This window comes from Bacilliculturomica massiliensis (assembly GCF_900605495.1).
GTDB lineage: Bacteria > Bacillota > Clostridia > Peptostreptococcales > Anaerovoracaceae > Bacilliculturomica > Bacilliculturomica massiliensis.
Genome location: NZ_LR027600.1, coordinates 85893 through 110212 on the forward strand (window position 1 = coordinate 85893; position 24320 = coordinate 110212).

18 protein-coding genes are annotated in these 24320 nt (G+C 55.3%); 16 read left to right on the forward strand and 2 right to left on the reverse strand.

Going from position 1 to position 24320, the window contains the following annotated elements:
* Positions 1-332 precede the first annotated feature (332 nt).
* Positions 333-2456, forward strand: coding sequence for an ArnT family glycosyltransferase (locus E0E37_RS04110; protein WP_130861719.1), 2124 nt, complete (start codon positions 333-335; stop codon positions 2454-2456).
* Between the two features lie 14 nt (positions 2457-2470).
* On the opposite strand, the gene E0E37_RS04115 is transcribed toward E0E37_RS04110, so the two are convergent.
* Positions 2471-3190: an HAD family hydrolase gene (locus tag E0E37_RS04115; RefSeq protein WP_246019630.1), complete on the reverse strand. Its 720-nt coding sequence runs from the start codon at positions 3188-3190 to the stop codon at positions 2471-2473.
* Positions 3191-3453: 263 nt separating this feature from the next.
* Between E0E37_RS04115 and E0E37_RS04120 the strand changes: the two genes are divergently transcribed.
* The 13 genes from E0E37_RS04120 to E0E37_RS04180 all read left to right on the forward strand — a co-directional run bounded on the left by E0E37_RS04120 (position 3454) and on the right by E0E37_RS04180 (position 18320).
* The gene (locus E0E37_RS04120; RefSeq protein WP_130861720.1) at positions 3454-5394 is read left to right on the forward strand and encodes a polysaccharide biosynthesis protein; all 1941 of its coding nucleotides are present in this window, start codon (positions 3454-3456) and stop codon (positions 5392-5394) included.
* Between the two features lie 169 nt (positions 5395-5563).
* Positions 5564-6070: an LURP-one-related/scramblase family protein gene (locus E0E37_RS04125; RefSeq protein ID WP_165445200.1), complete on the forward strand. Its 507-nt coding sequence runs from the start codon at positions 5564-5566 to the stop codon at positions 6068-6070.
* A gap of 214 nt (positions 6071-6284) precedes the next feature.
* Entirely contained in the window at positions 6285-7547 is a 1263-nt protein-coding gene (locus E0E37_RS04130; RefSeq protein WP_130861722.1) for a glucose-6-phosphate isomerase, read from the forward strand.
* A gap of 198 nt (positions 7548-7745) precedes the next feature.
* The gene (locus E0E37_RS04135; RefSeq protein ID WP_130861723.1) at positions 7746-8519 is read left to right on the forward strand and encodes an enoyl-CoA hydratase-related protein; all 774 of its coding nucleotides are present in this window, start codon (positions 7746-7748) and stop codon (positions 8517-8519) included.
* A 137-nt stretch (positions 8520-8656) separates the two neighbouring features.
* Entirely contained in the window at positions 8657-9505 is an 849-nt protein-coding gene (locus E0E37_RS04140) for a 3-hydroxybutyryl-CoA dehydrogenase (RefSeq protein ID WP_130861724.1), read from the forward strand.
* A gap of 322 nt (positions 9506-9827) precedes the next feature.
* Complete coding sequence (locus E0E37_RS04145) at positions 9828-10931, forward strand: LCP family protein (RefSeq protein ID WP_130861725.1); 1104 nt, start codon at positions 9828-9830, stop codon at positions 10929-10931.
* A 172-nt stretch (positions 10932-11103) separates the two neighbouring features.
* Positions 11104-12159, forward strand: coding sequence for an LCP family protein (locus E0E37_RS04150; protein WP_130861726.1), 1056 nt, complete (start codon positions 11104-11106; stop codon positions 12157-12159).
* 64 nt (positions 12160-12223) lie between these two features.
* Positions 12224-14077, forward strand: a complete 1854-nt coding sequence (rho, locus tag E0E37_RS04155) for a transcription termination factor Rho (RefSeq protein WP_130861727.1) — start codon at positions 12224-12226, stop codon at positions 14075-14077.
* A 33-nt stretch (positions 14078-14110) separates the two neighbouring features.
* A complete protein-coding gene (locus tag E0E37_RS04160) occupies positions 14111-15151 on the forward strand; it encodes a DUF1385 domain-containing protein (RefSeq protein WP_130861728.1) in 1041 nt (346 codons plus the stop codon).
* A 58-nt stretch (positions 15152-15209) separates the two neighbouring features.
* A complete protein-coding gene (gene prmC / locus E0E37_RS04165; RefSeq protein WP_130861729.1) occupies positions 15210-16106 on the forward strand; it encodes a peptide chain release factor N(5)-glutamine methyltransferase in 897 nt (298 codons plus the stop codon).
* Between the two features lie 201 nt (positions 16107-16307).
* Positions 16308-16508, forward strand: coding sequence for a 50S ribosomal protein L31 (gene rpmE / locus E0E37_RS04170; RefSeq protein ID WP_130861730.1), 201 nt, complete (start codon positions 16308-16310; stop codon positions 16506-16508).
* A gap of 298 nt (positions 16509-16806) precedes the next feature.
* Positions 16807-17616 (forward strand): type I 3-dehydroquinate dehydratase, encoded by an 810-nt coding sequence (gene aroD / locus E0E37_RS04175; protein WP_130861731.1) that lies wholly within the window; start codon positions 16807-16809, stop codon positions 17614-17616.
* The gene (locus E0E37_RS04180; RefSeq protein ID WP_130861732.1) at positions 17604-18320 is read left to right on the forward strand and encodes a LytR/AlgR family response regulator transcription factor; all 717 of its coding nucleotides are present in this window, start codon (positions 17604-17606) and stop codon (positions 18318-18320) included. The genes aroD and E0E37_RS04180 overlap by 13 nt, the downstream gene beginning before the upstream one ends.
* A gap of 850 nt (positions 18321-19170) precedes the next feature.
* Here the strand turns inward: E0E37_RS04180 and E0E37_RS04185 are convergent.
* Positions 19171-21135, reverse strand: a complete 1965-nt coding sequence (locus tag E0E37_RS04185) for a sensor histidine kinase (protein WP_130861733.1) — start codon at positions 21133-21135, stop codon at positions 19171-19173.
* 288 nt (positions 21136-21423) lie between these two features.
* Here E0E37_RS04185 and E0E37_RS18835 point away from each other — a divergent pair, with 288 nt between their 5' ends.
* Together E0E37_RS18835 and E0E37_RS04195 are read left to right on the forward strand one after the other, a co-directional pair.
* A complete protein-coding gene (locus tag E0E37_RS18835; RefSeq protein ID WP_165445201.1) occupies positions 21424-23775 on the forward strand; it encodes an AAA family ATPase in 2352 nt (783 codons plus the stop codon).
* Entirely contained in the window at positions 23759-24310 is a 552-nt protein-coding gene (locus E0E37_RS04195; RefSeq protein WP_130861735.1) for a hypothetical protein, read from the forward strand. Before E0E37_RS18835 ends, E0E37_RS04195 begins: the two co-directional genes overlap by 17 nt.
* Positions 24311-24320: the final 10 nt, after the last annotated feature.

The window sequence follows — 24320 nt, forward strand, 5'->3', positions numbered from 1 at the left end:
ATGACTGGCCGCAGGCCATCATGGTAGAATCCGCGCATGGCGTCCGCCGCGCACAGAATCTGGTATAATAGCCGCTCTGCGGCTATTATACCACATCCAAAGCCCCGTTGCCCGAATTTCTCATTATTCTTCCCCGGGGCCGGTCCCGGGCTGCATCCGCACTGCATCCGGGCTGCTCCGCCGGAAAGAGACGGCGCGGCCCGGAAATTCCTGCCTTGTAGGGCGGCGTGTTTCTTGTTAAAATAGTAAAATAGCAAAATAATAAGAAAGCGGCGGCGCAGGCGGACATGGCGCGGGTTCCGGGTTTCCGCCCGGACGGGGAGATTTGTTTTATGGAAGACAGGGGACGGATAGAATATATGGGAAAATACGCAAATACAGCGGATCCGGGGGCGGTTTCGTCACGGCCGGAAGGGCCGCTTCGATCCCCGGCAGCCGGATCGGAAGATCCCGGATCCGAAGGCTCCGGCACCTGCGGACGCACTGGAGCCGCCCCCGGCAGACAGACTGGGGCCGGCGGACGCACTGGGGCCGGCCGGTCTGCGGAACACGCCGGAGGCGCGGGAGACAGAAGGAGCGTCAGAGACGGCAGACGGGCAGCGGACGGGAGCGGGCGGGAGGATCAGGCAGCCCGCTGGAGGGAAGTGCTCAGCGCCGTCCTTGTCATGGTGTTTTACGTGTTGTTTATCGCCTTCGCGTGGTTCGGGGTATATCAAAAATCACTGGATTTTTTCACAGGTGCAGATACAGGTATTCCGGGGAACCCGGAGATCATCCCAAAGAAACTTCTGGAGCCTGCCATGCAGGCCACGATCCAGGCGTTGATCTACATGACGCTGTACGCGTTCCTGTCTGCCAATCCTGACAGGGCGCTGGGCCATGCGGGAGAGCGCCTTTCCCGGCAGGATCTCAGGGGAAAGCGGCTGCCGGGGCGCAGGCATCTGTGGACCGTTCCCTGGTGGCTCCAGGCAGTGCTGCTCTTCGCCTTTTCCTGGCATATCCGCATGCAGGTCATCGACCTCATCGGCAGGGACACGATCCAGGTCATGGATTTTGAACGGGTCTTTTACGTGTCCCTGCAGGACGCGCCGGTTTTTGCAGACGTGCAGGGAGTTAATTTTTACAGGGCGTTTCCTAACTGGGCGCTCCACGTGAAGCTGCTTCATCTGCTGAACGTGAACTTCGGCGGAGAGCCGCTGACCGGGATCATGTGCAATGCGGCTGTGTCCTCGCTGTCGGTGGTCCTGCTGTACCTGATCGTGTATTTTGCCACCAACAAAGATGCATTTGCGGTGCTGTCCGCGCTGATCTTCAGCTGCTGGCCCTTCTTCCTCTACTACATGATCCTGCTGACGCCGGATTTCAACTTTGTATTTTTATGCCTGCTGGGGCTGCTGGTCATCGTGGTGAGTTACCGGTTCGCGAAGCCCCTGTGGCTGAAGGCGGCGCTGTACGGTCTGGCCGGTGTGATCCTATCTCTGGCTGGATTTTTTAAGAGCATCGACAAGATCCTCATCATCGCCCTCTTTATCGCGGCGGTGCTGTCTGCCGTGGCTTTTGGAAAGTTCGGACCCAGGCGGGCGCTCAGCGCTCTGCTTGTGACGGCGGTGTTTTTCGCAGCCTGGACGGGGACGACTAAGCTGGTATTTCGGCAGATCGAGACCTATGTGGGAGGAAATGTGAACACCAACGTGGCCCCTTATTTCATGAACGTGGGGATGAACGTGGAGACTTACGGACAGTGGAGCCAGGATGTGCTGGACGAATATCTGGGGGGGATCAGAGAGACAGATTACGATTTTGAAGCGGTGAACGCCGAGATGAAGGAACATCTGGAGAAACGGGTCGAGGAAGTAAAAGAAAAGTTGGAGGAGGACGGCCGGCTGGCCGCCGCAGGCCGGGCGGAAGCCGAGGGTCAGGCGGATGCCGAAGGTCAGGCGGACGCTGAGAATCAGGCGGCCGGAAACACCGGCGCCCCGTCGGAGGACAGCGGCGCGGCGGAAGAAAGCGCTCCGGCCGGGGACCATACGCCCGCCGCGAAATGGCATTTCTTCGACGTCAAAATGCAGAAGGCCTGGGCCAACAACGAGGGGATCCGGTTTATTATGCAGACGATCAATCCGGAGAACGAGCTGTACGACATGGCGTTTTACGAAACGTATTACGCCCAGATCCAGGCGTACCAGGTGGCAGCGGCCTTCCTGATGGCGCTGGGAGGGCTGGTGGCGCTCATCGTCAGGGAGCGCAGGATCGTTCTGGTCTGCGCGCTGATGGTCTTCGGGTTTGCGCTGCTTCTGCTGATCAGCGAGGTACAGCCCCGGTACAAATCAGTGGTCTTCCCATTTATGTCGGTGGTGGCCGCTTACGGCATATACGGCGTCCTGCGGCCGCTGCAGCTGATCGCCGCGGGAGGGATCAGGCGGCTGCTGCGAATGCTGCGCCCCGAGACCAGATAAAGCGTCCTTTGCTTTTAAAGCCCGCCGGAGAGCGTCTCAAGCAGAGCGGGCAGCTGGCGGATGGAATGGATGGAATAGCAGGCCTCCGGCGCGTTTCCAAAGCCGTAGGCGGCGAAGATAAACGGGACGCCGGCTTCCTGACAGGCGTCGTGATCTCCCTGCGTATCGCCTACGTAGACCGGCTGTCTCAGGTCGTATCGCTTCATGAGCCGCAGCAGGGTCCCGCTTTTGGACAGCCCCGTCTCGCCGAAGCAGAGATGGCCCTTCACGTAGGGTTGCAGCCCGCCGGTCTCGATCATGACTTCGATATAGCCTCGCTGGCAGTTGCTTACGATAAAGAGCGGAAGCCGCCGGCTGAGAAGGCGGAACGTATCCGCCACGCCGGGGTAGAAAGTCCCCGGCTTTCTTTTTAACAGTTCATTTTCATATTGATAACAGAGCTCCGCCAGCGTTCCCCGCTCCTCGTCTTCGAGAAAAGGAAAGAGTTCGCGGCAGATCACGTCCATGGTCTTTCCGAACAGGCCTTTCAGTATTTCTCTGTTCAGGCGCAGGTCCAGTCCACCGTAAGCCTGGATGGCCTGATTCCAGGACTCGGCCACGGAATCCGTGGAATCCCAGAGGGTGCCGTCCACGTCGAAGATAACGGCGTCGGGGAAGCAGCGGCAGGCTCCGGCAGCCGGACCGGAATTGCCGGTCCAATTGTTTCTGTCCATGTGTGACTGATTATTTTCCATGAGTTTATCCTCCATATGATTATCCGCTCATTCTTCATATGCAGTATAATAAAAGTAATCTTCCTTGTCCATTCTATTTTTATCAGATCGGATGGCGGAACGGAATTTACCGAAATATTTGCATGAGGTTTGCAGAAATGTTATACTAAAGCTGTTTTTTCAAACCTCGGATGGATGTGACGCCGGGATCCCGTCCAGGGCCGTCAGGCGGGAACAAGGCTTCGGAAAAAATAACAGTAATGAATCAAAGGGAATGAGTTTATATGAATTTAAGGGACAAACAATCGGAACAGCTGACAAGATACTCCCGCATTTTGCTGCTTTTGCTGGCGGACGCGGTCTGCATTAATTTTTCTTATATCCTGGCGTTTCTCATGCGTTTTGAATTTTCGCTGTCCAGCGATCAGGCCATGGGGTATTTTATGGTCTACCTGAACGACTTATTCTGGCTGACGGCCATCAAACTGATCATCTATTGGGTCTGCGGCCTTTACAACAGCCTGTGGCGCTACGCGGGAACGGAGGAGCTGGTAAAAGTACTGTTCGTCACGGTGGCGGCGAACGCCATGTCCATATCCTACCTGCGTATGACGCAGCAGTTTCTGCCCCGGGGCATCAGCGCTATCGTCACGATCTTGGACATTCTGCTGATCGGCGGGGTGCGGCTGGGATACCGGACGCTGCGCAACATGAGGAGTCCGGGGAATTTTGACGTGATCAAGGGAAGGCGCAGCCGGAATGTCTCAGAGAGCGTGCTGGGCAGCGACGTGATCAAGGTCATGCTGGTGGGCGCGGGGGACGCCGGGGCCACCATGATCAAGGAGATGCGCATGCATCCGGAAAACGGCAAGAAGGTGGTCGTTGCCATCGACGACGATCCGGCGAAGGTCGGAAAGCGGATCGCCGGCGTGAAGATTGCAGGCGGACGGTCCGATATAAAGAAGACGGCGCGAAAATACGGTGTGGACGAGATCATCATCGCCATTCCCTCCGCGCCGAAAAAAGAGGTCACGGACATCGTGGCCGAGTGCAACAAGACGCGCTGCAAGCTGAAGATCCTGCCGGCTCTCATCGACCTGATCAACGAGAAGGTCAGCGTCAATACGCTGCGCGACGTGGACATTGAAGATCTGCTGGGCCGGGAAGCGGTGCAGGTGAATCTGAAAGAGATCAGCGGCTATCTGGAAGGGCGCATCGTCATGGTGACGGGCGGCGGCGGATCCATCGGTTCCGAGCTCTGCCGTCAGATCGCCCGGTTCAAGCCCAGGCGGCTCATCGCGCTGGATATTTATGAGAACTCTGTATTTGAGCTTTCCAACGAGATCCACGGGAGATATCCGCAGCTGGAATTCAACGTGGTCATCACCTCAGTCAGAGATTATGCCAGGCTGGAGGAAGCCTTTGAGAAGTACAAGCCCCATGTGGTATTTCACGCGGCGGCGCACAAGCATGTGCCGCTGATGGAGGGAAATCCGAAGGAGGCTGTGGTCAATAATATTCTGGGGACGAAGAATCTCATCGACCTGTCGGACCGGTACGCGGTGGACAAATTCGTGCTTATTTCCACGGACAAGGCGGTGAATCCCACCAATGTCATGGGCGCCACCAAGCGGGTGGCGGAGATGATGCTTCAGGAAAAGAGCGCTCACTCCCGTACCAGCTATTCGGCGGTGCGGTTTGGAAATGTGCTGGGGAGCAACGGCAGCGTCATACCGATCTTCCGCAGGCAGATCGCCCAGGGCGGTCCGGTGACAGTGACTCATCCGGAGATCTGCCGCTATTTCATGACGATCCCGGAGGCGGTCCAGCTGGTAATACAGGCGGGCGCCATGGCTCAGGGCGGAGAGATCTTCATTCTGGATATGGGCGATCCGGTGAAGATCATGGATCTGGCGGAAAACATTATCCGCCTGTCCGGGTTCGTGCCCTATGAAGATATCGATATCAAGATAACAGGACTGAGACCGGGAGAAAAGCTGTACGAGGAACTGCTGCTGGCGGAGGAAGGGATCAGGACCACATCCCACAACAAGATCTACGTCGGTCACCCCGTGCCGCCGTCGGAGGCTCTTTCCGAGCTGCTGGCGGAGGAAAACGGCGTGGCGGAGAGCGTGGAGGAAGTGGTGAACCGCAGCCCTGAGGAAGTGAAAGAATGGCTGAACCGTCTGGTGCCTAATTATAACAGAAAGTCCGGCGGGAACTGATGCTGCCTGCTCCGTCCCGGCGTATAACGCAGTCTTCGCAGGACCGCAATTCATACGAATGGGGAAACGATCATATGATAGGGCAGAGCGTCTCTCGGGAGAACGCAGAAGATACGGTCCGGACGGCTGCCGCCAAAGGGGGCCGGGGCCTAAGAAGGGATTGAATGAGATGAAGCGCTACATCAAGCAGAAGGTGTTTTCCTGGAAGGACCGGCTGACGGTAAAGGACGAGGAAGGCAGAGACCTGTATTTTGCTGAAGGAGAAGTGTTTTCCTGGGGACACCGGCTTCACGTCTGTGACGCCCAGCGACGGGAAATGATCTATATTCAGGAAAAGGTCATGTCATGGAAGCCGCGGTACTATATCTATATCGACGGCAGAGAGGCGGCGGAGATCGTGCGGGAGTTCTCTTTCTTTCGCCCGCAGTACACCATATCCGGACTGGATTGGGAGATAAAGGGCAGCTTCTGGGAACACGAATACGATGTTCTGGATCGGAAGACAGGCGCTCGGGTAGCGTCGATCCAGAAAGAATGGATGACGTGGGGCGATTCCTATGAGGTCTCGTTTGAACGGGAAGAGGATGAGAAGATGCTTCTGGCGCTGGTTTTGACCATCGACTGTGTCATGGCTTCTGAAGCGGCGTCGGCGGCCACAGCCCCCGGATCCGTCTAAGCCGGCGGAGATGTGCCGGAATGGGCCGCCGGAGAGAAGGCGTTTTGCGGGAAGCGATCAGAGGCGCTTCCCGTATTTTTTTCCTGGGGCGGGGGGAAGATACGGCTTGTGGGACAGGAAATCTGGAAATCCATTTCCTTTTTATTGGCTTTGTGATATAATGAAAAAAGATGTTTAAAATTTAACGAACATTGACGAGAGGGCGTGATTCTTGATGAAAAACGGGCTGCAGATGAATTTTGACATGGCGCTGGCCGGGGTCAGAGAGACCGGCGTGTACCAGGAAGGTCTGATAGCGGCGAAAGAAAAGCTCCATTCCGGAAAGACGGATTTTACGGGCTGGGTGGATCTGCCGTCGGAATATAATAGAGAAGAGATCAGACGGATCGCGGAGACGGCGGAAGAGATCCGCGGCAAATGCAGCGCGTTTATCGTGATCGGCATCGGCGGGTCCTATCTGGGCGCCCGGGCCGCGGTGGAAATGCTTTCCCACTCCTTTGCCAGAGAGATAGGAAAAGCAGGCGCGCCCAAGATCTATTTTGCCGGCATGAACATCAGCGGCACATACCATGCCGAGCTTATGGATACCATCGAGAGGGAAGAAGTGTGTCTCTGCGTTATCTCCAAGTCAGGGACCACAACGGAGTGCAGCATCGCCTTTGCACTTCTGAAAGACGCGCTCATTAAAAAATATGGAAAAGAGGAAGCGGCGCGCCGCATTTACGCCGTGACGGATGCCAAAAGGGGCGTGCTGCGGGAGGAGACGGACCGGGAGGGTTATACCAGTTTTGTGGTGCCCGACGACATCGGCGGGAGATATTCCGTCCTGACGCCGGTGGGACTGCTGCCCATCGCGGCGGCGGGGATCCAGATCGAGGAAATGCTGGAAGGCGCCCGGGAGGCGCAGGCTTCGGCGGAGCTCATGGAGACGGCGGAGACTTACGCGGCCACCCGCAACGCACTGTTTAATAAAGGAAAGGTGATCGAGATCTTCGAGGCCTATGAGCCCAGGCTTCAATATTTTACGGAATGGCTGAAACAGCTTTTCGGCGAGAGCGAGGGCAAGGACGGCAGGGGGCTGTTCCCTGCGGCTCTGCAGCTCAGTACCGATCTGCATTCCATGGGCCAGTTTCTGCAGCAGGGGAACCCCATCTTCTTCGAGACGGTCCTGAATGTAAAAAATCCGCCGAAGGATGTGACGGTCCCTGAGGACGCCGGGGCGCTGCTGGCCGGAAAGAGCATGAATCAGGTCAATCAGGCGGCGGTAGCCGGCGTTATGGAAGCGCACAGAAAAGCCGGCGTTCCCATTCTGAAGCTGGATCTGCCGGAGCTTTCCCCGAGGATATTCGGTCAGCTGGTCTATTTCTTTGAGACGGCCTGCGGGTTGTCCGGCTATCTGATGGGAGTCGATCCCTTCAACCAGCCGGGAGTGGAGAGCTACAAGGAAGAAATGAGAGCGGAGCTGTCCCGCCTTTAGGGCGGCCCCGCGTTTTGCCGGAGATTGAACGGAACTTTTCCGTTTGATTGGCGCGCTGCGGCGCGCGTACATAGATCATACACATCTCATCTGTCCGCCGGGATCCTCAGGGAAGACCGGCAAACCTGTCAAGTGCGGCGTTCCGGGGAGACTGGATGCCGCGGAAAGTTGTTGTTAATTTTAGGAGGAGAAGAAAACATGAGTGTAGTTGTACTGGAGAAACAGGATAAAGTGGCGATCATCAAGATCAATCGTCCGGAAGCGATGAATTCCCTGAACGACGAAGTGCTGAAGGGCATCGACGCCGCGGTGGATCAGGCGGCTGCGGATCCTGAGGTTCACGTTCTCATCTTCACAGGCGAAGGCAAGGCGTTCGTGGCCGGCGCGGACATTGCGCAGATGAGCACCATGAATGAGAAGGAAGGCTATGAGTTCGGCGTGCTGGGCTCCAGCGTATTCCGCAAGATCGAGAAGCTCGACAAGCCCTCCATCGCGGCGGTAAATGGATTTGCTCTGGGAGGCGGCTGCGAGCTGGCCATGAGCTGCGATATGAGGATCGCCAGCGAGAAGGCGAAGTTTGGACAGCCCGAGGTAGGTCTGGGCATCACGCCGGGCTACTGCGGGACCCAGAGACTGGCCAGGATCGCCGGCAAGGCCAAGGCCTGCGAACTGATCCTCACCGGTAAGCACATCAAGGCCGATGAAGCACTGGCCATCGGACTGGTGAACAAAGTAGTCGCTCCGGAAGCGCTGATGGACGAGGCTCTGGCTCTGGCCGCCGATATTGCGAAGAACGCGCCGCTGGCTGTTCGTTATTCCAACAAGGCCATCAAGGAAGGTCTGGAAGCCACCATGGAAGAAGGGATCAAGATCGAGAATGACCTGTTCGCCAAGTGCTTTGCCACAGAGGATCAAAAAGAGGGTATGGCGGCCTTTTTGGAGAAGAGAAAAGCAGAATTTAAGGGGAAATAAGATTTTTACAGAATTTTATACCAATATTGCTTTTTGCTCTTGCAATTTAGCCTTGATTAGTTTAAATTAAGAGTATGTGAATTGTTAAAAAATAAACGATATATGTGTTATGTGTTTATGAAATGGAGGAGTTTACAATGAAAAAGATTGGCGTATTAGGAACCGGTACCATGGGCGCGGGAATCATTCAGGTTCTGGCACAGAACGGCTACGACGTAGTTCTCAGAGCGAGAAGACAGACGTCCGTTGACAAGGGTATCGCGACGATCACCAAGAATCTGGATAAGATGGTGGCAAAGGAAAAGATCACTGCCGCCGACAAAGATGCCATCATGGGCAGGATCCAGGGTTCCACCGACATTGCCATCGTAGCGGACGCCGACCTGATCATCGAGGCTGCTACTGAGGACATGGAAGCGAAGAAGGCTCTGTTCAAGGAGTTAGACGAGCTGTGCAAACCGGGCACCATTCTGGCTACCAACACATCGTCCCTGTCCATCACGGAGATCGCTTCCGCCACCAACAGACCGGACAAAATCATCGGCATGCACTTCTTCAATCCGGTTCCGGCTATGAAGCTGGTGGAGATCATCAAGGGTCTGGCCACCTCCGAGGAGACCAAGTCGACTATCGTTGAGCTCTCCGAGAAACTGGGAAAGACTCCGGTAGAAGTGGAAGAAGCTCCCGGATTCGTAGTAAACAGAATTTTGATCCCCATGATCAACGAGGCTGCGGGAATTCTGGCCGACGGCGTTGCCAAAGCTGAGGATATCGACACCGCTATGAAGCTGGGTGCAAATCACCCCATGGGACCTCTGGCTCTGGGCGACCTGATCGGTCTGGATGTTGTACTGGCTATCATGGACGTTCTGTACACCGAGTACGGCGATCCGAAGTACAGAGCTCACGTTCTGATCAAAAAGATGGTCCGTGCAGGAAAACTGGGAAGAAAGACCGGCGTTGGTTTCTTCGATTACAGCAAATAACTTTAAAATCCACATTTCGCGGGGACGGAAGGCTTTCGAGCCTTCCGTTTCTTTTTTGTATAACCGCGGGAAGGCATCGTATGGCCGGCTGTATGAACGACCTTTTTCACGATCGTTTGGATCGCACATAAGAATACAGGAGATCGCGGACAGATCGCGGACAGATCAGGGGCAGATCCGGGCGGAAAGGCCGGCGGACGCCCCGTCTGTAAGGGAAACTTAATACAATTTAAGGGAAATCCCTATTGCTTTTTTCTCTGCGTATAGTAAAATATTGAGGTAATTTGGGGAATGTTGGCGAGGAGGAGAGTAGAGGAAAACAATGAAATTCTTTAAATATTTTCTGGTTGCCCTGGTGGTCTGGACGGTGTTGATGATGCCGGTCCAGGCGGCCGTGGACCGGGTGGGCAGCATCCGAATTTTTTCCGGAGAGGAAAATCTGATGGATGAGATGACGCCCATCGCGGTGGACCCGGACAGTCCGCTGTACCAGGCGTTTCAGAGCAAGGACAGAGTAAATGTCATGCTTCTGGGAGTCAACGACGGTATGACGGATACCATCATGGTAGGCAGCTATGACATGAAGCACCAGCACGTGGACGTGATCTCCGTCCCCCGGGACACTTACTATGAGCGAAAAGGCTACAGCGGCGCTTCGCTGAAGATCAACTCGATCTATCACGGCAGCAAAAACGGGGGAGCCGTGGGCACGGCGGAGGCGGTCAGCACCGTACTCCAGGGCATGCCCATCCACTATTATGTGGTGGTAGATTATGACGGCGTAAAAAACATCGTGGACGCCATCGGCGGAGTGGAGATGGAGATCCCCTTCCGCATGAAGTATGACGATCCCACGGACAAGCCGCCCCTGCACATCGATATTCCGGCGGGAACGCAGGAGATCAACAGCAGCAATGTAGTGCAGTTCCTACGATTCCGGCACGCCAACAGCGGTTCCGGATACCGAAGCTACCCGGAAGGGGATATCGGCCGGGTGAAAATGCAGCAGGAGTTCATCAAGCAGGCTTTCAAACAGTCTCTGGGTCTGCAGCTGCCAAAGGTAGCGGCGACGATCCTGGACAATGTGGATTCCGATCTGAACATCGGCATCGCCACTAAGGTGGCCACGAAGGCCGGTGGATTGACCGCGGAAGACATGGAGACCTACACTGTCCCCGGCGATTCCGGTATGATCGGGGGACTGTCGTTCTGGAAACAGGATGTGGACGCCACCCAGGAGATGCTTCAGCAGATCTATGCCATCGGCGACGACGAGGAAGACGGGGACGATCCGGCGGAAGTGATTCCGGAGGAGGAACCGGGCTTCTTCCAGAAAGTGTGGATGCTGATCACCGGTGAGGGCCGCGGTGGATCGGATGATCCAGACAGCGGAGACGGCGGCGGGACAGAGGACGACGCTGAATAAAAGACCGTCTGATCCGGTCGGATCGATCCGAAAGATCGGGTCTGGACACAGATGAAAACATTGATTCGTGAAAAATTAAGGGGAAACGGGCATAAACTTGCCCGTTTCTATTTTCTTTTTGCTGAAAAAGATATAAAATATAACGTACGGCTGGATACATGATCTGACAGAGATGAATTGGGGTAGGGGAAAAGGCGGCGACGGCAGGGCCGGAGCGGCCGGACCGAACGAAACAGACGGCGGGGTAAACTGGATGAAAGAAAAGAAACAATTCGCACTATTTTTTATCATATTTCTTCTGATCTTTACGGTGGTGCTGGTGCCTGCCCGCATGCTTTTGAAAAGGGCGGCGGATCAGCAGATCTTCGAGACGGTGGGCGACACGAATCTGATGGACGATATGCCCACGCTGGTAGGGCAGGACAGCCCCTTTTTTGAAGCCTTTCAGGACAAACAGCGGGTCAACGTGCTGCTTCTGGGCGTGAACACCGGTCTGACGGATACGATCATGGTCGTCAGCTTCGATATGAAGGCCCAGCATGTGGACATTATTTCTGTGCCCCGGGACACCTATTATTACAGGCAGGGATACAACAGCCCTGCGGAGAAAAAGATCAACGCGGCTTACCGCAAGGATCCGCTGAACACGGCCATGGCCGTCAGCGACGTGTTGATGGGACTGCCTATCCATTACTACGCCGTAGTGGATTACGACGGTATCCGCAACATTGTGGATACCATCGGAGGCGTGCCCATGAATATTGAAAAGGCCATGAGATACAGAGACCCCACGGACAAGCCGCCTCTGGTCATCGACATTCCGGCGGGCCAGCAGGTGCTGGACGGGGATCATGCGGTGCAGTTTCTGCGTTACAGAAAGGGCTATACGGAGGGAGATCTGGGCCGCGTGAAGGCGCAGCTGGAGTTCATGAAGTCGGGATTCAGACAGGCGATGGAATACGGCCCTCTGGAGACGGCCAAGGTGGTCAGCAAGAATATAAAATCAGATATCACTTACGGCAGAGCCCTGGAGATCGCGGCCAAAGCGGTGGGTATGGATACGGACAGCATCACCACGTATATGATGCCTAACACGCCGGATCCCAACGCTCCGTATTACGTCTATCCAAAGGCGGCGGAGATCGGAAAAATGCTGGAGGAGATCTATTCCATCGAGCCGGAGAGCACCTCGGGAAGCGCGGTGACCGGCGGCGGTGTGGAGGATTAACGGAAGCGAGCGGCAAATCGGACGGAAAGTAAAACAGATGAAAGTTTAGTGACGAGAGGTAGATATGGATGAATTGAACCTTGCGGCGAAAAAGGTCGCAGAGCTTCGGGAAATAGCCAAGGTAGTAGGGATGACCGGCTATGAAAAGTTAAAAAAAGCCGAACTGATCCAGGCGATGGAAGATTTCGCGAAAGAGAAAGCGGCCGCGGCCCAAACGGTTCAGGAAGGCGGCGCCGCCGGAGAGGGAACGTCCGCAAGCCCGGCGGTCTCCACCGGAGAAAAGGCGTCCGCCGGTGAAGCCCCCGCTGCCGGCGGATCCCCGGAGAAAACTCCGGAGCGCAGACGCACAGCCGGCGAAACGCCCCAGCGAACGTCTTCCGGCGCCCGGCGCCAGTCGGAGCGCGGGTCCGCGCAGCAGGAACGCAGGCTGGAAAGACGGAGACCGCAGGAAGAAGCCGGGCGGCATGGGGCCGACGCGGGGGAAGGGCAGGCCCAGCGGCACGCGGAGAGAGCGGCGGATCGAGTCTCAGAGCGGATGGCTGAAAGACCGGCTGAGAGAACAGCGGAGAGATCAGCTGAAAGGTCTGCGGATACGCCGGCGGAAAAGTCCGCGGAAAGACACGGGGAGAGACCGGCGGAACGTCCGGCGGAACGGGCCATTGAGCGCCCGGCAGAACGTCCGGCGGAAAGAACCATCGAACGTCCGGCGGAACGAGGGAACGAGAGGCCTGCAGAGCGAAATGCGGAAAAGACTCCGGAAGGTCCCAGAGCCGACCGGCCGGAGGTGGAAGGCATTCTGGATATAGCCGAGGGCGGATTTGGATTCTTACGTTTTCATAATTTCTTGACCAGCGATCGCGATGTCTATGTATCACCTACTCAGATACGCAGATTCAATTTGAAAAAAGGCGACAAAATTTTTGGAGTTACGAGACTGCCGAACGAGGGAGAAAAGTTCGGAGCTTTGCTGTACGTAAAAACCGTCAACGGCGACGAGCCGGGCGTGGCCATACGGCGGCCCGATTTCGACGAGCTCACGCCGGTGTTCCCCTACGAGCGCATTTCTCTGGAGGACAGCAGCCGGGATCTTTCCCTGCGTCTCATCGATCTGGTGGCGCCCATCGGCAAGGGGCAGCGCGGCATGATCGTGGCTCCGCCGAAGGCGGGAAAGACCGTGCTTCTGAAAAAGGTGGCGGGGAGCATTGAAAAGAAATACCCCGAAGCGGAACTCATCGTACTGCTGGTGGATGAGCGGCCCGAGGAGGTCACGGATATGCAGCGTTCCATCAGGGGCGAGGTCATCTATTCCACCTTTGACGAGCTTCCGGCCAATCACGTAAAGGTGGCGGAGATGGTGCTGGCCCGCGCGCAGCGTCTGGCGGAACACGGTAAGGACGTAGTCATACTTCTGGACAGCATCACGCGTCTTGCCCGGGCTTACAATCTGGTAGTGCCCGCATCCGGCAGAACGCTCTCCGGCGGTCTGGACCCGGGCGCGCTTCACAAGCCCAAGAAGTTTTTCGGCGCGGCGCGGAAGCTGGAGGAAGGCGGCAGTATCACCATTCTTGCCACGGCGCTGGTAGAGACAGGAAGCCGTATGGACGATGTTATATTTGAAGAATTTAAGGGTACAGGTAATATGGAGCTTCATCTGGACAGGAAGCTTTCCGAGAAGCGAATCTTCCCCGCCATCAATCTGAACAAATCAGGTACGCGGAGAGAAGATCTTCTCATGAGTCAGGAAGAAATGGAAGCGGTGTGGATCATGCGCCGCGCTATGGCCAACGTGGGCCCTCAGGAGGTCACCGAAAAGATCATCGATCAGTTGGCGCATACGAGGACCAACGGGGATTTCATTCAGGTGATCAAAAAGATCCACCTGGATGAGCCGGAACGGGAGCGGCCTCAGAGGGGCTGATGTTCCCGGTGAAAACAAAAGAGGTTATTGGATATGGATTTAAATAAAATATTTATAAAAAATGCCTGTCCCACGAAAATAGGCGGACAAGCCATACTGGAGGGCATTATGATGCGCGGAGCCGACCGCACGGCGGTGGCGATGCGCAGGCCGGACGGAGGGATCCATCTGAAAGTGGAACCGCTGAAAAAACCCGGAAACTGGAAAAAGATACCCATCGTGCGGGGCGTGGTGGCCTTTGTGGACTCACTGGTCAAGGGCACGGGGATCCTGCTGTATTCTGCAGAGGTGCTGGAGAGCTTTGAGGACCCTGACGTTCAGGAGAGTGAAGAACCGGACAGAGTGACCATGTGGCTGGAGAAGCATTTCGGCGAGAAGGGCGCGCTTAATGTGATGCTGTATTCGTCGGTAGTGCTGGCGATCCTTTTCACGGTGGGCGTTTTCATCGTGCTTCCCACCATTCTGGTGAATTTCTGCAAGCATTATATCGAAAGCGATATGCTCCTGAATCTGGTGGAGGGCGGCGTGCGTATTCTGATGTTCGTGCTTTACATCGCGGGTATTTCGCAGATGAAGGATATCAAGACGGTCTTTCAGTACCACGGAGCGGAGCACAAGACCATTCACTGTTACGAAAACGGTCTGGAGCTGACGCCGGAAAACGCGCAGCAGTTTGAGACGCTGCACCCCAGATGCGGCACCAGCTTTCTGATGTTTGTCATCATCATCAGCTGGCTGGCTCATTCTCTGCTGGGCTGGCCCAGCCTGTTCTGGCGGATCGTTTCCCGGATCGTTCTCATTCCGCTGATCGCAGGACTCTCCTATGAATTGCTGCAGTGGGCGGGCAGAAGCACGTCGCCGGTGGTGAAGATCCTCTCCGTACCTGGACTGGCGCTCCAGAAGCTGTCCACCAAGCGGCCTACCACGGAGCAGCTGGAGGTTGCTATCGTGGCGATGAAAGCGGTGCTGGCGGAAGGCGAACCGCGGCTTTATATCGGGGAGACAGACGAAAACGGGGTCTTTGTGGAAGATCCGGAGCAGGAAAAAGCAGAACTGGAGAAGCAGAAGAAATAATGCGGCGGACGCCGGCTGTGGGGAAAAAAACCGGCGGACCCCGGAGGGAACTGGAAAAATGGGATTGATTTTAAAGGAATTATTGCAGATCGCGGAGAACAGACTGACCAAAGAGGGCTGTCTCGATCCCAGGCTGGATGCGGAGCTGCTGCTCTCGCATCTGCTGCGGACGGAGCGCAGCTTCTTTTTTACGCACAGCGCCACGCCATTGGACGACAATCGGTGTGAGATGTTCTTTGAACTGGTGGACCGCCGGGCTTCCGGGGAACCGGTGCAGTACATTATCGGAACGCAGGAGTTCATGGGTCTGCGTTTCAAGGTCGACGAACGGGTGCTGATCCCCAGACAGGACACGGAGGTGCTGGTGGAGCGGGCCATAGAAGAGCTGAAGACCATGAAGAAGCCTATGGGCGGGTTTGAGGTGCTGGACCTCTGCTGCGGCAGCGGAGCCATCGCTGTCAGCCTGGCTTATTATGTGCCCAAGCTGAAAATAACCGCTGCGGACGTGAGCAAGGGAGCTTTGGAGGTGGCGAAGGAAAATGCCGCAGGCTACGCCCCGGCCCGGGGGATCGAGTTCGTGCAGAGCGATCTGTTCGGAGCCTTTCCGAAGAACCGCAAGGGGGAGGGAAAGAAGAAATTCGATCTGATCGTCACCAACCCGCCCTATATTCCCAGCGGCGTGATCCCGACCCTGCAGCGTGAGGTAGCCCAGCATGAGCCTATGCTGGCGCTGGACGGCGGAGAGTCCGGTCTGGATTTCTATATGAAGATCTTGGCGGAGTCGCCCTGCTACCTAAAAAAGAACGGCCTGCTCATGATGGAGATCGGACACGATCAGGCGGAAGCGGTCTGCGCGCTGGCCCAGGGAGGCGGCGGCTTTGACACGGAGGTACTCAGGGATCTGGCCGGTCACGACCGGGTGGTGATGTGCAGGCTATCGGAGTGCAGGAAATAGATAAGCAGTTCCGCGGATACAGGAAGGTTTTAACTCATTTCAAAAAACACTTGCAAGCGGACGTGCTTTGTGCTAACATATAATAGCTATCGTGAAATGCGCATGCTTTATGAATTCCGTGGCGATGACCCTCGGAATAGTTATATAGAAATATGGCTGATAAGAGAATCCATTGCCAGGGAAGGAAAGAGGTGAGAAGATATGAAACAGGGAATTCATCCGGATTACAAGGAATGCAAAGTGACTTGCGCCTGCGGAAACACATTTGTGACCAAGTCCACGAAGGAAGAGATCAGACTGGACGTTTGCTCCGCCTGCCATCCGTTCTTCACCGGACAGCAGAAGTTCATCAACCGCGGCGGTCGTGTTGAGAAGTTCAAGAAAAAGTTCAATTTGGACTAAGAAAAGTAGAAAACCGGAAGCCGAGGCTTCCGGTTTTTTAGTCTGTATGAGTGAGTGAGGATAGAAAAGAAGCTGATAAAAACGGGCGGAAGAATGACGCCGGAGGAACGGGAGCAGTGTTGCTGTGGGACCGGTACGGTTGCCAGTCCCATCTGACAGCGTGATTGTTCCGGCCTCCAGTGCCATCCAGCCGCCAGTGCGATCTGGCCGGGGGATCGGCCGTGATACTGATCCCGCTGTGGTGAGTGGGGAAGGATGACGAAAGGAACGCGGCAGGGCCGCGTACAGGAGAATAGACATGAACACAGTGCGTGTGAGGGGCGTTGTGATCGGCGATGGAATGCCGAAGATCTGCGCGCCTATTGTGGAAAAGACGAAAGAAAAGATATGGAAGGCGGCGGACGTTATCGCGCGCAGCGCTGCGGATATGGCGGAGTGGAGGATAGACTGGTTTGAGAGCTGCACAGATGTAAGGGCAGTGTGTGATATGCTGAGAAATCTCCGGACAGGTCTGGGAGACAAGCCGCTGCTGGCCACCTTTCGAACCACAGAGGAGGGAGGGGAAAAAGCCGTCTCTCCCCGGGAATACGCAGAGCTTTGTCGGGAGATCATCGACAGCGGAGGTGCCGATCTCATCGATATTCAGCTCTCCGCGGGAGAAACGGTGGTGAGAGAATTGACTTCCCTCGCCCGGACCGCTGGCGTGAAGACGGTAGTGTCCAGTCATGATTTTAAGGGCACTCCTCCAGAAAGGGAGATCTTGTCGCGGCTGAGCGGCATGTGGGAAGTGGGTGCAGACATTGCAAAGATGGCGGTCATGCCCCGTGACCCTGGCGATGTATTGACGCTGCTCTCCGCCACAGCGCAGCTGAGCGGGAAGATGGAGGACTGCGGACGGGAAGGCAGTCTGGCCGTCGGACCGGTCATCACTATGGCTATGGGCGGGATCGGAGCGGTCAGCCGGCTGGCAGGAGAAGTTTTCGGATCTGCGGTGACCTTCGGTTCTGCCGGCGCGGTCTCTGCTCCCGGCCAGCTGGAAGTGGGGGAGCTGCGGGTCGGGCTGGAAATGCTGCATAGAGGTTTGGAGAAAGACAGATGTATCGAATAGCGATTTGTGAAGACGAACCATTTTTTCTGGAATCCAATATGGCGTTGACCAGGGACATTTTGAATGAGGAGGGATTGAAGGAAGGGGAAGACTTTGCCATAGAAGTCTTTGATGATCTTGACCTGCTGCTGCAAAAGATATCCCTTGCCCCTGACGCGTTCCAGCTGTTGCTGCTGGATATCATCATGGGCGACAGAAACGGTGTGGACATAGGAACTTTACTTCGCAAGAAGCAGGTGAAGTGCGGAATCATCTATATCACGTCGCACTCCGAATATGTATTTCAGAGCTTTGATACCAGGCCGCTGCAATATCTGCTCAAGCCCATTGAACCGCTGAAGCTGAAAGCTGCGATCCTGGAAAACTATCAGGAACAGCGCGGAGAACGCGCCCTTCTCTATCTGGACGGCGCGCCGCTGCCGATCCCTGTGGAGGATATTTTCTATCTGGAATCCATACGCCATAAAGTCGAGGTACATTTAAAAGATCGGGTCATCAGCGGAAACGGCCCCATATCTGCATTGGAGCAGAAGCTGTCTCCGAAATATTTCTGCCGCTGCCACGTGGGCTACGTCGTCAATTTTGTACATGTTTTCAACATTACACGAGACAGTATCACTCTGGATGACGGGAGAAAAGTACCGGTCAGCCGAAGGCTCTACCAGCAGACGGCCCAGCGATACATCACCTATCTGAAGGAATAAAGAATGGGAGCTGGGAGCTGCACAATGGATCGCGGCGGCAGACAGTAAAAAGCGCCCTTTCCGGCTTGAAACGGCCGGAGAGGACGCTTTTTTTGTACATTAATTTGCATGCTTGTTACTTGCATGCTTGCTGTTTTTCCATGGATCATTATGCAGCGTACTTGGTGTTTTGCGCCTGCGCGCCTGCGCCTGTCCCGTTTGTGGTTTCCAGGGGGCGCGCTATCTCCGTGGAAGGACGGGCTTTGGAGGAGACGCTGTTGATCTTTGGGGGATGGCCTGTCTCCGGGGAACTGCCGATGCTCGGGGGGTGCCTGCCCCTGGGGGATGGTCTGCCCCCGGGGGACTTCCAGTTCCCCGCAGCTGTCGGCGTGTGATCCACGGCGGGAGGGGCCCAAGGATAAATAGACGATATTTGATTTTTTTTCTCGGTTTCACCGAAAAAGAGCTGTTAAATAGGTGAGAATCAATGGTTTTCAGAGATTTCACCTATTTGGCGGCAAATATTCAAAGATTATCACCGCTTTTGACGTCATTTTCGGGGAATTTCAATTTTTTTTACTGTTTTCACCTATTGCGCACTTTGCGCGCTGGTCGAACTGAATAGCCAGGCGAACAGAACAGCCGCCCAAGCCGCCCGCCCGTCCAAAGCGCGCCGCCGGTGCGACCTGAACGCCCGTCCAAACCGCGCCGCCGGTGCGACCTGAACGCCCGTCCAAACGTGCGACCTGAACGCCCGTCCAAACCGCGCCGCCGGTGCGGCCTGAACATCCGGGAAAACAGAACAGCCGCCCAAGCCGCCCGCCCGGCCGACCTGCATCCCGGATCCCGTCGCCCCGGCGGCAGGCAGTCCTTATTTATTCAGAGGGAGAAAAAAGCTGACGGAAAAGCGGGTGGGTGTGGAATCCAGCTTCAGGATCCCGTCGCATTTATTCACCATGTGGCGGATGATATTCAGGCCGTAGCCATGAAATTTCACAGAGTTGTCCGTGTTGAAACCCCGGTCTGTAAAATCGTGGCCGGCCACTTCGAGGCCAATATTTGTACGCACCTGTTTCGGCGCTGAATTTTCGCAGATGAAGCAAAAATGATTATTTTTGACATAGAAGCTCAGTGTGATATCAGGATGTTCCTCTTTTGATTCCAGGGCCCCTGCCACGGCGTTGTCGAGAATGTTCATCGTGAGGGCGCACAGGTCTTTGTCGCTGAGCGGGAGCTGGGAGGGAGCGCTGGCTTGTGTGATATTCAGGCGGATCCCCGCGTCTGCGGCCGCCGCCAGTTTGCTGTTGAGGACCATGTTGAGCGCGCTGTGCTGCGTGTGGATCACCTCGGGGATATCGTCGTTCTGTTTTACGATCTCGTCCAGATAACTGCCCGCCCGCTGGTATTCCTGATCCTTTAAAAGGGAGCTGAGCATGATGAGGTGATTTTTCATATCGTGCCGCAGCAGCATGATCTGCTCGTGCTGACGGCGGATATTCTGATAGTTGTCCTGGGCCGCCTGGTATTTGACAGACTGGATCTGCATGTCGGTGTGCATCTGGATCAGGAATGCGGCGGCATCCCAGAAGGCCACGGCACAGGTGCTGATAAGCAGCAGATTCCGGCACAGAAGGGCCGGAAAGATCCAGACGCCTGAGGAGAATGCGCCGGCCAGACGGGCGATCACATCATTTGCGTAGACCGAGTCTGGGTCAAAAAGTGAAAACAGGCAGATGATCAGATAACCTGCCACGGTCAGAGATGCGGCGTACAGGAAAATATGGAAAAACCGGGATCCCTTTCTGGACTCCAGCACAGCGAATGCGACGGCGGCGAGGACGGCGGCCACGAATAGCTTGTTGGGGAGCATTGACAGAAAAAGGTAGATCTGACCGTAAGGCATAATGTTCGTATGCACCAGTGTATAAAACAGTGCAACAGACAGCACGTGCAGAAAGACCACGGCTCCAAAAAACTGCTGAAAGCGCGGACGCATGCGGGTGAGCAGAAAGAGCAGCAGCATGGTGAAGGACAGGGTGAAACACAGCTCCTCCAGAGTCGGGGAGGAGAGGTGCGGGAAATAGCCGGACAACGGGGAATGGGACAGCATATACGCCATATTGATAAAAACTGCGGCGGCGATAAAAAACAGCCCCATATCCAGACGCTTATAGAAAGCGTAATAGAGAAACACGCCCAGCAGCACAGTGCCGGCCAGAAACAGAGCCGCAGCCGGATACAGAGTTTTGGCCGTATCAGCGATCAGCGCGTTCTGATAAGCGCCGCCGTCATAAAAGGTGACGCTGCAGGGGATCGCGTAATTGGCTCGTCCTTCGATCTCATCAAAGGGCGATGTGCCCTGTGCGATGGTCAGAGTTTTCCCCCCGCTGTCAGCGGGGAGAGAAATCAGGATCGTGTGGTAAAAAGTATCGAGGGTACTGTACGGCAGCTCAAGCTCGCCGATCGGTCCGGCGGCTTCCGGGCAATTGGTGTATAAGAGCTGGTCGTCGAGAAAAATACAGATCCCGTTTCCAGCGATCTGGATAGCAAGCATGGGGAAATACTCGCTGCTTTCGGGAAGAGTCCGGGAGTAATAGAAAGTCTGCCCGCTGTATTCAAGTCCGCCGTACGTATCTGTGCCAAGATAGCTCAGAGGCGTGACCTCTCCCTTGTTGTTGAGATAAAAATTCCATTCTGCCGCATCCGGCAGCGTTTCGGTCTGTATGTCGAACTCCTGAATACGATCCTCCGAAGTATGTGTATATTGTAATAATATATTGCAAAAAATGAGAAAAAGTAAAACGGTCAGCGTGATCGCTGTTATTTTTTTTATCATAGAGCCTTGGGCCCTCCTCTTTTATATACAGAAATTTTGCAGAAGCTTCTTTATGCTGCTTTCTCAAATTTTATTTTCTAATCCATTCTATAAGCGTAGATCATTGCTGTAAAGAAGAAAACGACCAAGTGTGCCATATTTCGACCAAGTATGCCGACGCGCTTTTTGCCGGCCCAAATATCAGGTAAGGTGAATGGAAAGAGAACTGATTATAAAAATGTAGATATTCGGCGGCTATCGTTATATTTGGCGTGCGAAGCTAAAAGAAGAGTCCTGGGAGAACGGGAAATGAATCTATTTCAAACGTATTATGATACGGCGGCGGGAGGAACGCCGTACGGCGGAGAGGAAGAATATATCAACGACCTGTTCGCGTATATAGACATGTGCCTGTCCGCGGTAGTCCTGTACAGATCACAGGACGAGGAGGGACGGAAGAAGCTGGCGCTGGGAGAAAGAGCCGTCCGGGGAATTTCCGTGACGGAGGAGGAAGCGCTGCGGGCGCTGGATTTTGACGGACCGAGGTGGCGGCCGGAAGCCGGCGGGGATTTCCTGCGGCATTATCTTTTGAGGGCAAAAGCACACATGATGGGGAGACTGGCGTTCACGCCTGGCCGGGGTGAAGATTTTCGCATAGTAAAGCTGTGCAGAAAATTTGTGCTCAGCAGTACGGAATATTTTATGCTTCTGCTCTCCATGGCGGTATACAGGGACGCAAAGTATGAGGCGCTGTTTGAAAAACTGCAGGGGAAGGGAAGGACGTCGCCCACGCTGCGTCTGGCCTTTTCTCTGCGCGAACTCACGGAGACGATCCCTGATGAAGAGAAAGGGAAGCTGATACAGCTGAAGGGCGGACTGTTCGAATATCTTGCGGAGGGAGATCCGGCCCATCAGGGTCCGCCCGCAGCAAGGATGTTTATCATGGCCAGGCGGGTTTTCGTCTGGCTGATGGATCCCGGCGCCCCGCCGCCGGAGCTGGAAGGTCTGGCCAAAGCGTACGCGGCTTCTGAGGCCCTGCATCCCCCCTATATTAGACAGGACAGCCTGCGCAAGGTCTTGCGTTTTATGAAATGTTATGCGGTTCACGGAGACCAGGGCGGTCCAGACGGCAGCGGGCAGGACCATAGGGGTCAGGATGACGGCGGTCCGGATTGCGGCAGTCCGGATCGCGGCAGTCAGGGCGAAGGCGCTGGTGGATGCCGCGTTCTCCATTTGTATGGATCCGGCGGAAACGGAAAGCGTTTTCTGGCCCGGCACGGGGCAAGAGCCTGCGGGCTGGGACTTCTGGCGGCGGATGCTTCGAAAATGATCAGCATGTCGGCGCCGGAGCTGAATGCGGCATTCCGCGCGCTGAAGCTGGAATGCAGGCTGACCGACTCGGTATTGTGCTTCAGAGAGGAGTCCTACAGCCGGGAGGAGGATGAGGACGCAGAGTCCCGCAGGATCTTTCCTGCGGCGCTGGAATGGCTCCTTGAGCGGGTGGCGGAGGAACTGGATTTCTGTCTGTGGCTCACTCCGGAAAAGGCGTCGTATCTGACGCGGTTCCCGCTGCACTTTATGGCGGTGGAATCGCCGATGCTGACGGTGGGGGAGCGGATCGTTCTCTGGCGGGAGTTGTCGAAGGATTTCGATCTGGAGGAAAGCGTGGATCTGACACTGTGCGCCAATCAGTATATTCTAACGGCAGCGGGGATCAGAGAGGTCCTGCGCACGGCGGATATGGAGCGGACGAGCCTGGGAAGAGAGAAGATATCTCGTCCGGATCTGCTGTCTGCCATAAAGCAGAGGGCCTCCAACCAGCTGGGCAGCTATGCGGCGCTGATCAACGCGGTGTTCACGTGGGACGACCTCATTATCGGCGAGGAACAGAAACGTCAGATGCAGATGATCTGCGATCAGGTCAAGTACCGCAGCGTGGTGGGAGAGGAATGGGGCTTTCACGGCAAGACCCCTTACGGCAGAGGCATATGCGCCATGTTTTACGGGTCTCCCGGCACGGGAAAAACCATGGCCGTGCAGGTCATGGCCAGCGAACTGGGGCTGGATCTTTACCGCATCGACTTGTCGCAGATGGTCAGCAAATACATCGGAGAGACAGAAAAAAATATTTCCGCGCTGTTCCGAAAGGCGAAGAACATCAACGCTCTGCTGTTTTTCGACGAGGCGGATTCACTGTTTGCAAAGCGGTCTGAGGTAAAGGATTCCAACGACAGAAATGCCAACGCGGAGACCGCCCATCTGCTGCAGAAGCTGGAGGATTACAGCGGTATTACCATACTGGCGACCAATTATGTCAACAATATCGACGACGCGTTTAAACGGCGGATCAAGTTTATGGTTAATTTCGTATTTCCGGAGGAGGCCGTTCGGTACAAGCTCTGGACGACCATCATTCCCGAACAGGTGAAGTACGAGGAAGAGATCGATTTTGAGTTTTTTGCGAAGACCTTTGAACTCTCCGGAAGCAATATAAAAGAAGTGCTGACCAACGCGGCGTACATCGCCGCCTCCAAACACAGAGGCCTGGCCAACAGAGATGTGGTGGAGGCGGTGCGGCTTAATTTTGCAAAGTACGGAAGACTGCTGACCCAGGAGGATTTCGGATATTTAGGATATGAATGGAATGAGAAAGGACGGTAACATGACACAGAACAAAACACAGGACTGGAAAACGGATTTTTTTAAGGCGCTGGCGGAGAAAATGGAGACCTTTACGAAGGACAATATTCTCATGAAAAATGAGAACAACGGGGAATGGCTGATGCAGACCGTGTTTGCCACGTCTCCTGATAAGACAGATTTTGTATTGATCCAGGCGGCGCCCTATCAGGCTCGGGAAGATGTGCTGCTGCTGGAGCTTTACGTGAAGCTGCTGGGAACCACGGCGGAGGAAAACAGGGAGGAACTGCAGAAAGCGGTCTCAGAACTGAATTCTTATCTGCCCGTGGGCTGTCTTGGCATCTATCCCGAGGACGGACACCTGTTTCTTCGGGAGTGTTTCCGCCTGGACATGGACAAGAGTGCGGAACAGGCGGCCGCAGACGCAGTAGTGTGCTATGAACTGGTGATGGAAGTGACGATGGCCGCATATCCCGGGCTGAAAGCGATCTGGAACGGAGAAATGACCTTTGCGGACGCTGTGGAGAAGGATATTTTGAAAAAGCATTCGAGATAAGGAGGAAATA

Excerpts from the sequence above, each read along its gene's own strand:
- E0E37_RS04110 (WP_130861719.1), top strand. The coding sequence starts at position 333 with ATGGAAGACAGGGGACGGATAGAATATATGGGAAAATACGCAAATACA.
- E0E37_RS04115 (WP_246019630.1), bottom strand. The coding sequence starts at position 3,190 with ATGGAAAATAATCAGTCACACATGGACAGAAACAATTGGACCGGCAAT.
- E0E37_RS04120 (WP_130861720.1), top strand. The coding sequence starts at position 3,454 with ATGAATTTAAGGGACAAACAATCGGAACAGCTGACAAGATACTCCCGC.
- E0E37_RS04125 (WP_165445200.1), top strand. The coding sequence starts at position 5,564 with ATGAAGCGCTACATCAAGCAGAAGGTGTTTTCCTGGAAGGACCGGCTG.
- E0E37_RS04130 (WP_130861722.1), top strand. The coding sequence starts at position 6,285 with ATGAAAAACGGGCTGCAGATGAATTTTGACATGGCGCTGGCCGGGGTC.
- E0E37_RS04135 (WP_130861723.1), top strand. The coding sequence starts at position 7,746 with ATGAGTGTAGTTGTACTGGAGAAACAGGATAAAGTGGCGATCATCAAG.
- E0E37_RS04140 (WP_130861724.1), top strand. The coding sequence starts at position 8,657 with ATGAAAAAGATTGGCGTATTAGGAACCGGTACCATGGGCGCGGGAATC.
- E0E37_RS04145 (WP_130861725.1), top strand. The coding sequence starts at position 9,828 with ATGAAATTCTTTAAATATTTTCTGGTTGCCCTGGTGGTCTGGACGGTG.
- E0E37_RS04150 (WP_130861726.1), top strand. The coding sequence starts at position 11,104 with ATGAATTGGGGTAGGGGAAAAGGCGGCGACGGCAGGGCCGGAGCGGCC.
- rho (WP_130861727.1), top strand. The coding sequence starts at position 12,224 with ATGGATGAATTGAACCTTGCGGCGAAAAAGGTCGCAGAGCTTCGGGAA.
- E0E37_RS04160 (WP_130861728.1), top strand. The coding sequence starts at position 14,111 with ATGGATTTAAATAAAATATTTATAAAAAATGCCTGTCCCACGAAAATA.
- prmC (WP_130861729.1), top strand. The coding sequence starts at position 15,210 with ATGGGATTGATTTTAAAGGAATTATTGCAGATCGCGGAGAACAGACTG.
- rpmE (WP_130861730.1), top strand. The coding sequence starts at position 16,308 with ATGAAACAGGGAATTCATCCGGATTACAAGGAATGCAAAGTGACTTGC.
- aroD (WP_130861731.1), top strand. The coding sequence starts at position 16,807 with ATGAACACAGTGCGTGTGAGGGGCGTTGTGATCGGCGATGGAATGCCG.
- E0E37_RS04180 (WP_130861732.1), top strand. The coding sequence starts at position 17,604 with ATGTATCGAATAGCGATTTGTGAAGACGAACCATTTTTTCTGGAATCC.
- E0E37_RS04185 (WP_130861733.1), bottom strand. The coding sequence starts at position 21,135 with ATGATAAAAAAAATAACAGCGATCACGCTGACCGTTTTACTTTTTCTC.
- E0E37_RS18835 (WP_165445201.1), top strand. The coding sequence starts at position 21,424 with ATGAATCTATTTCAAACGTATTATGATACGGCGGCGGGAGGAACGCCG.
- E0E37_RS04195 (WP_130861735.1), top strand. The coding sequence starts at position 23,759 with ATGAGAAAGGACGGTAACATGACACAGAACAAAACACAGGACTGGAAA.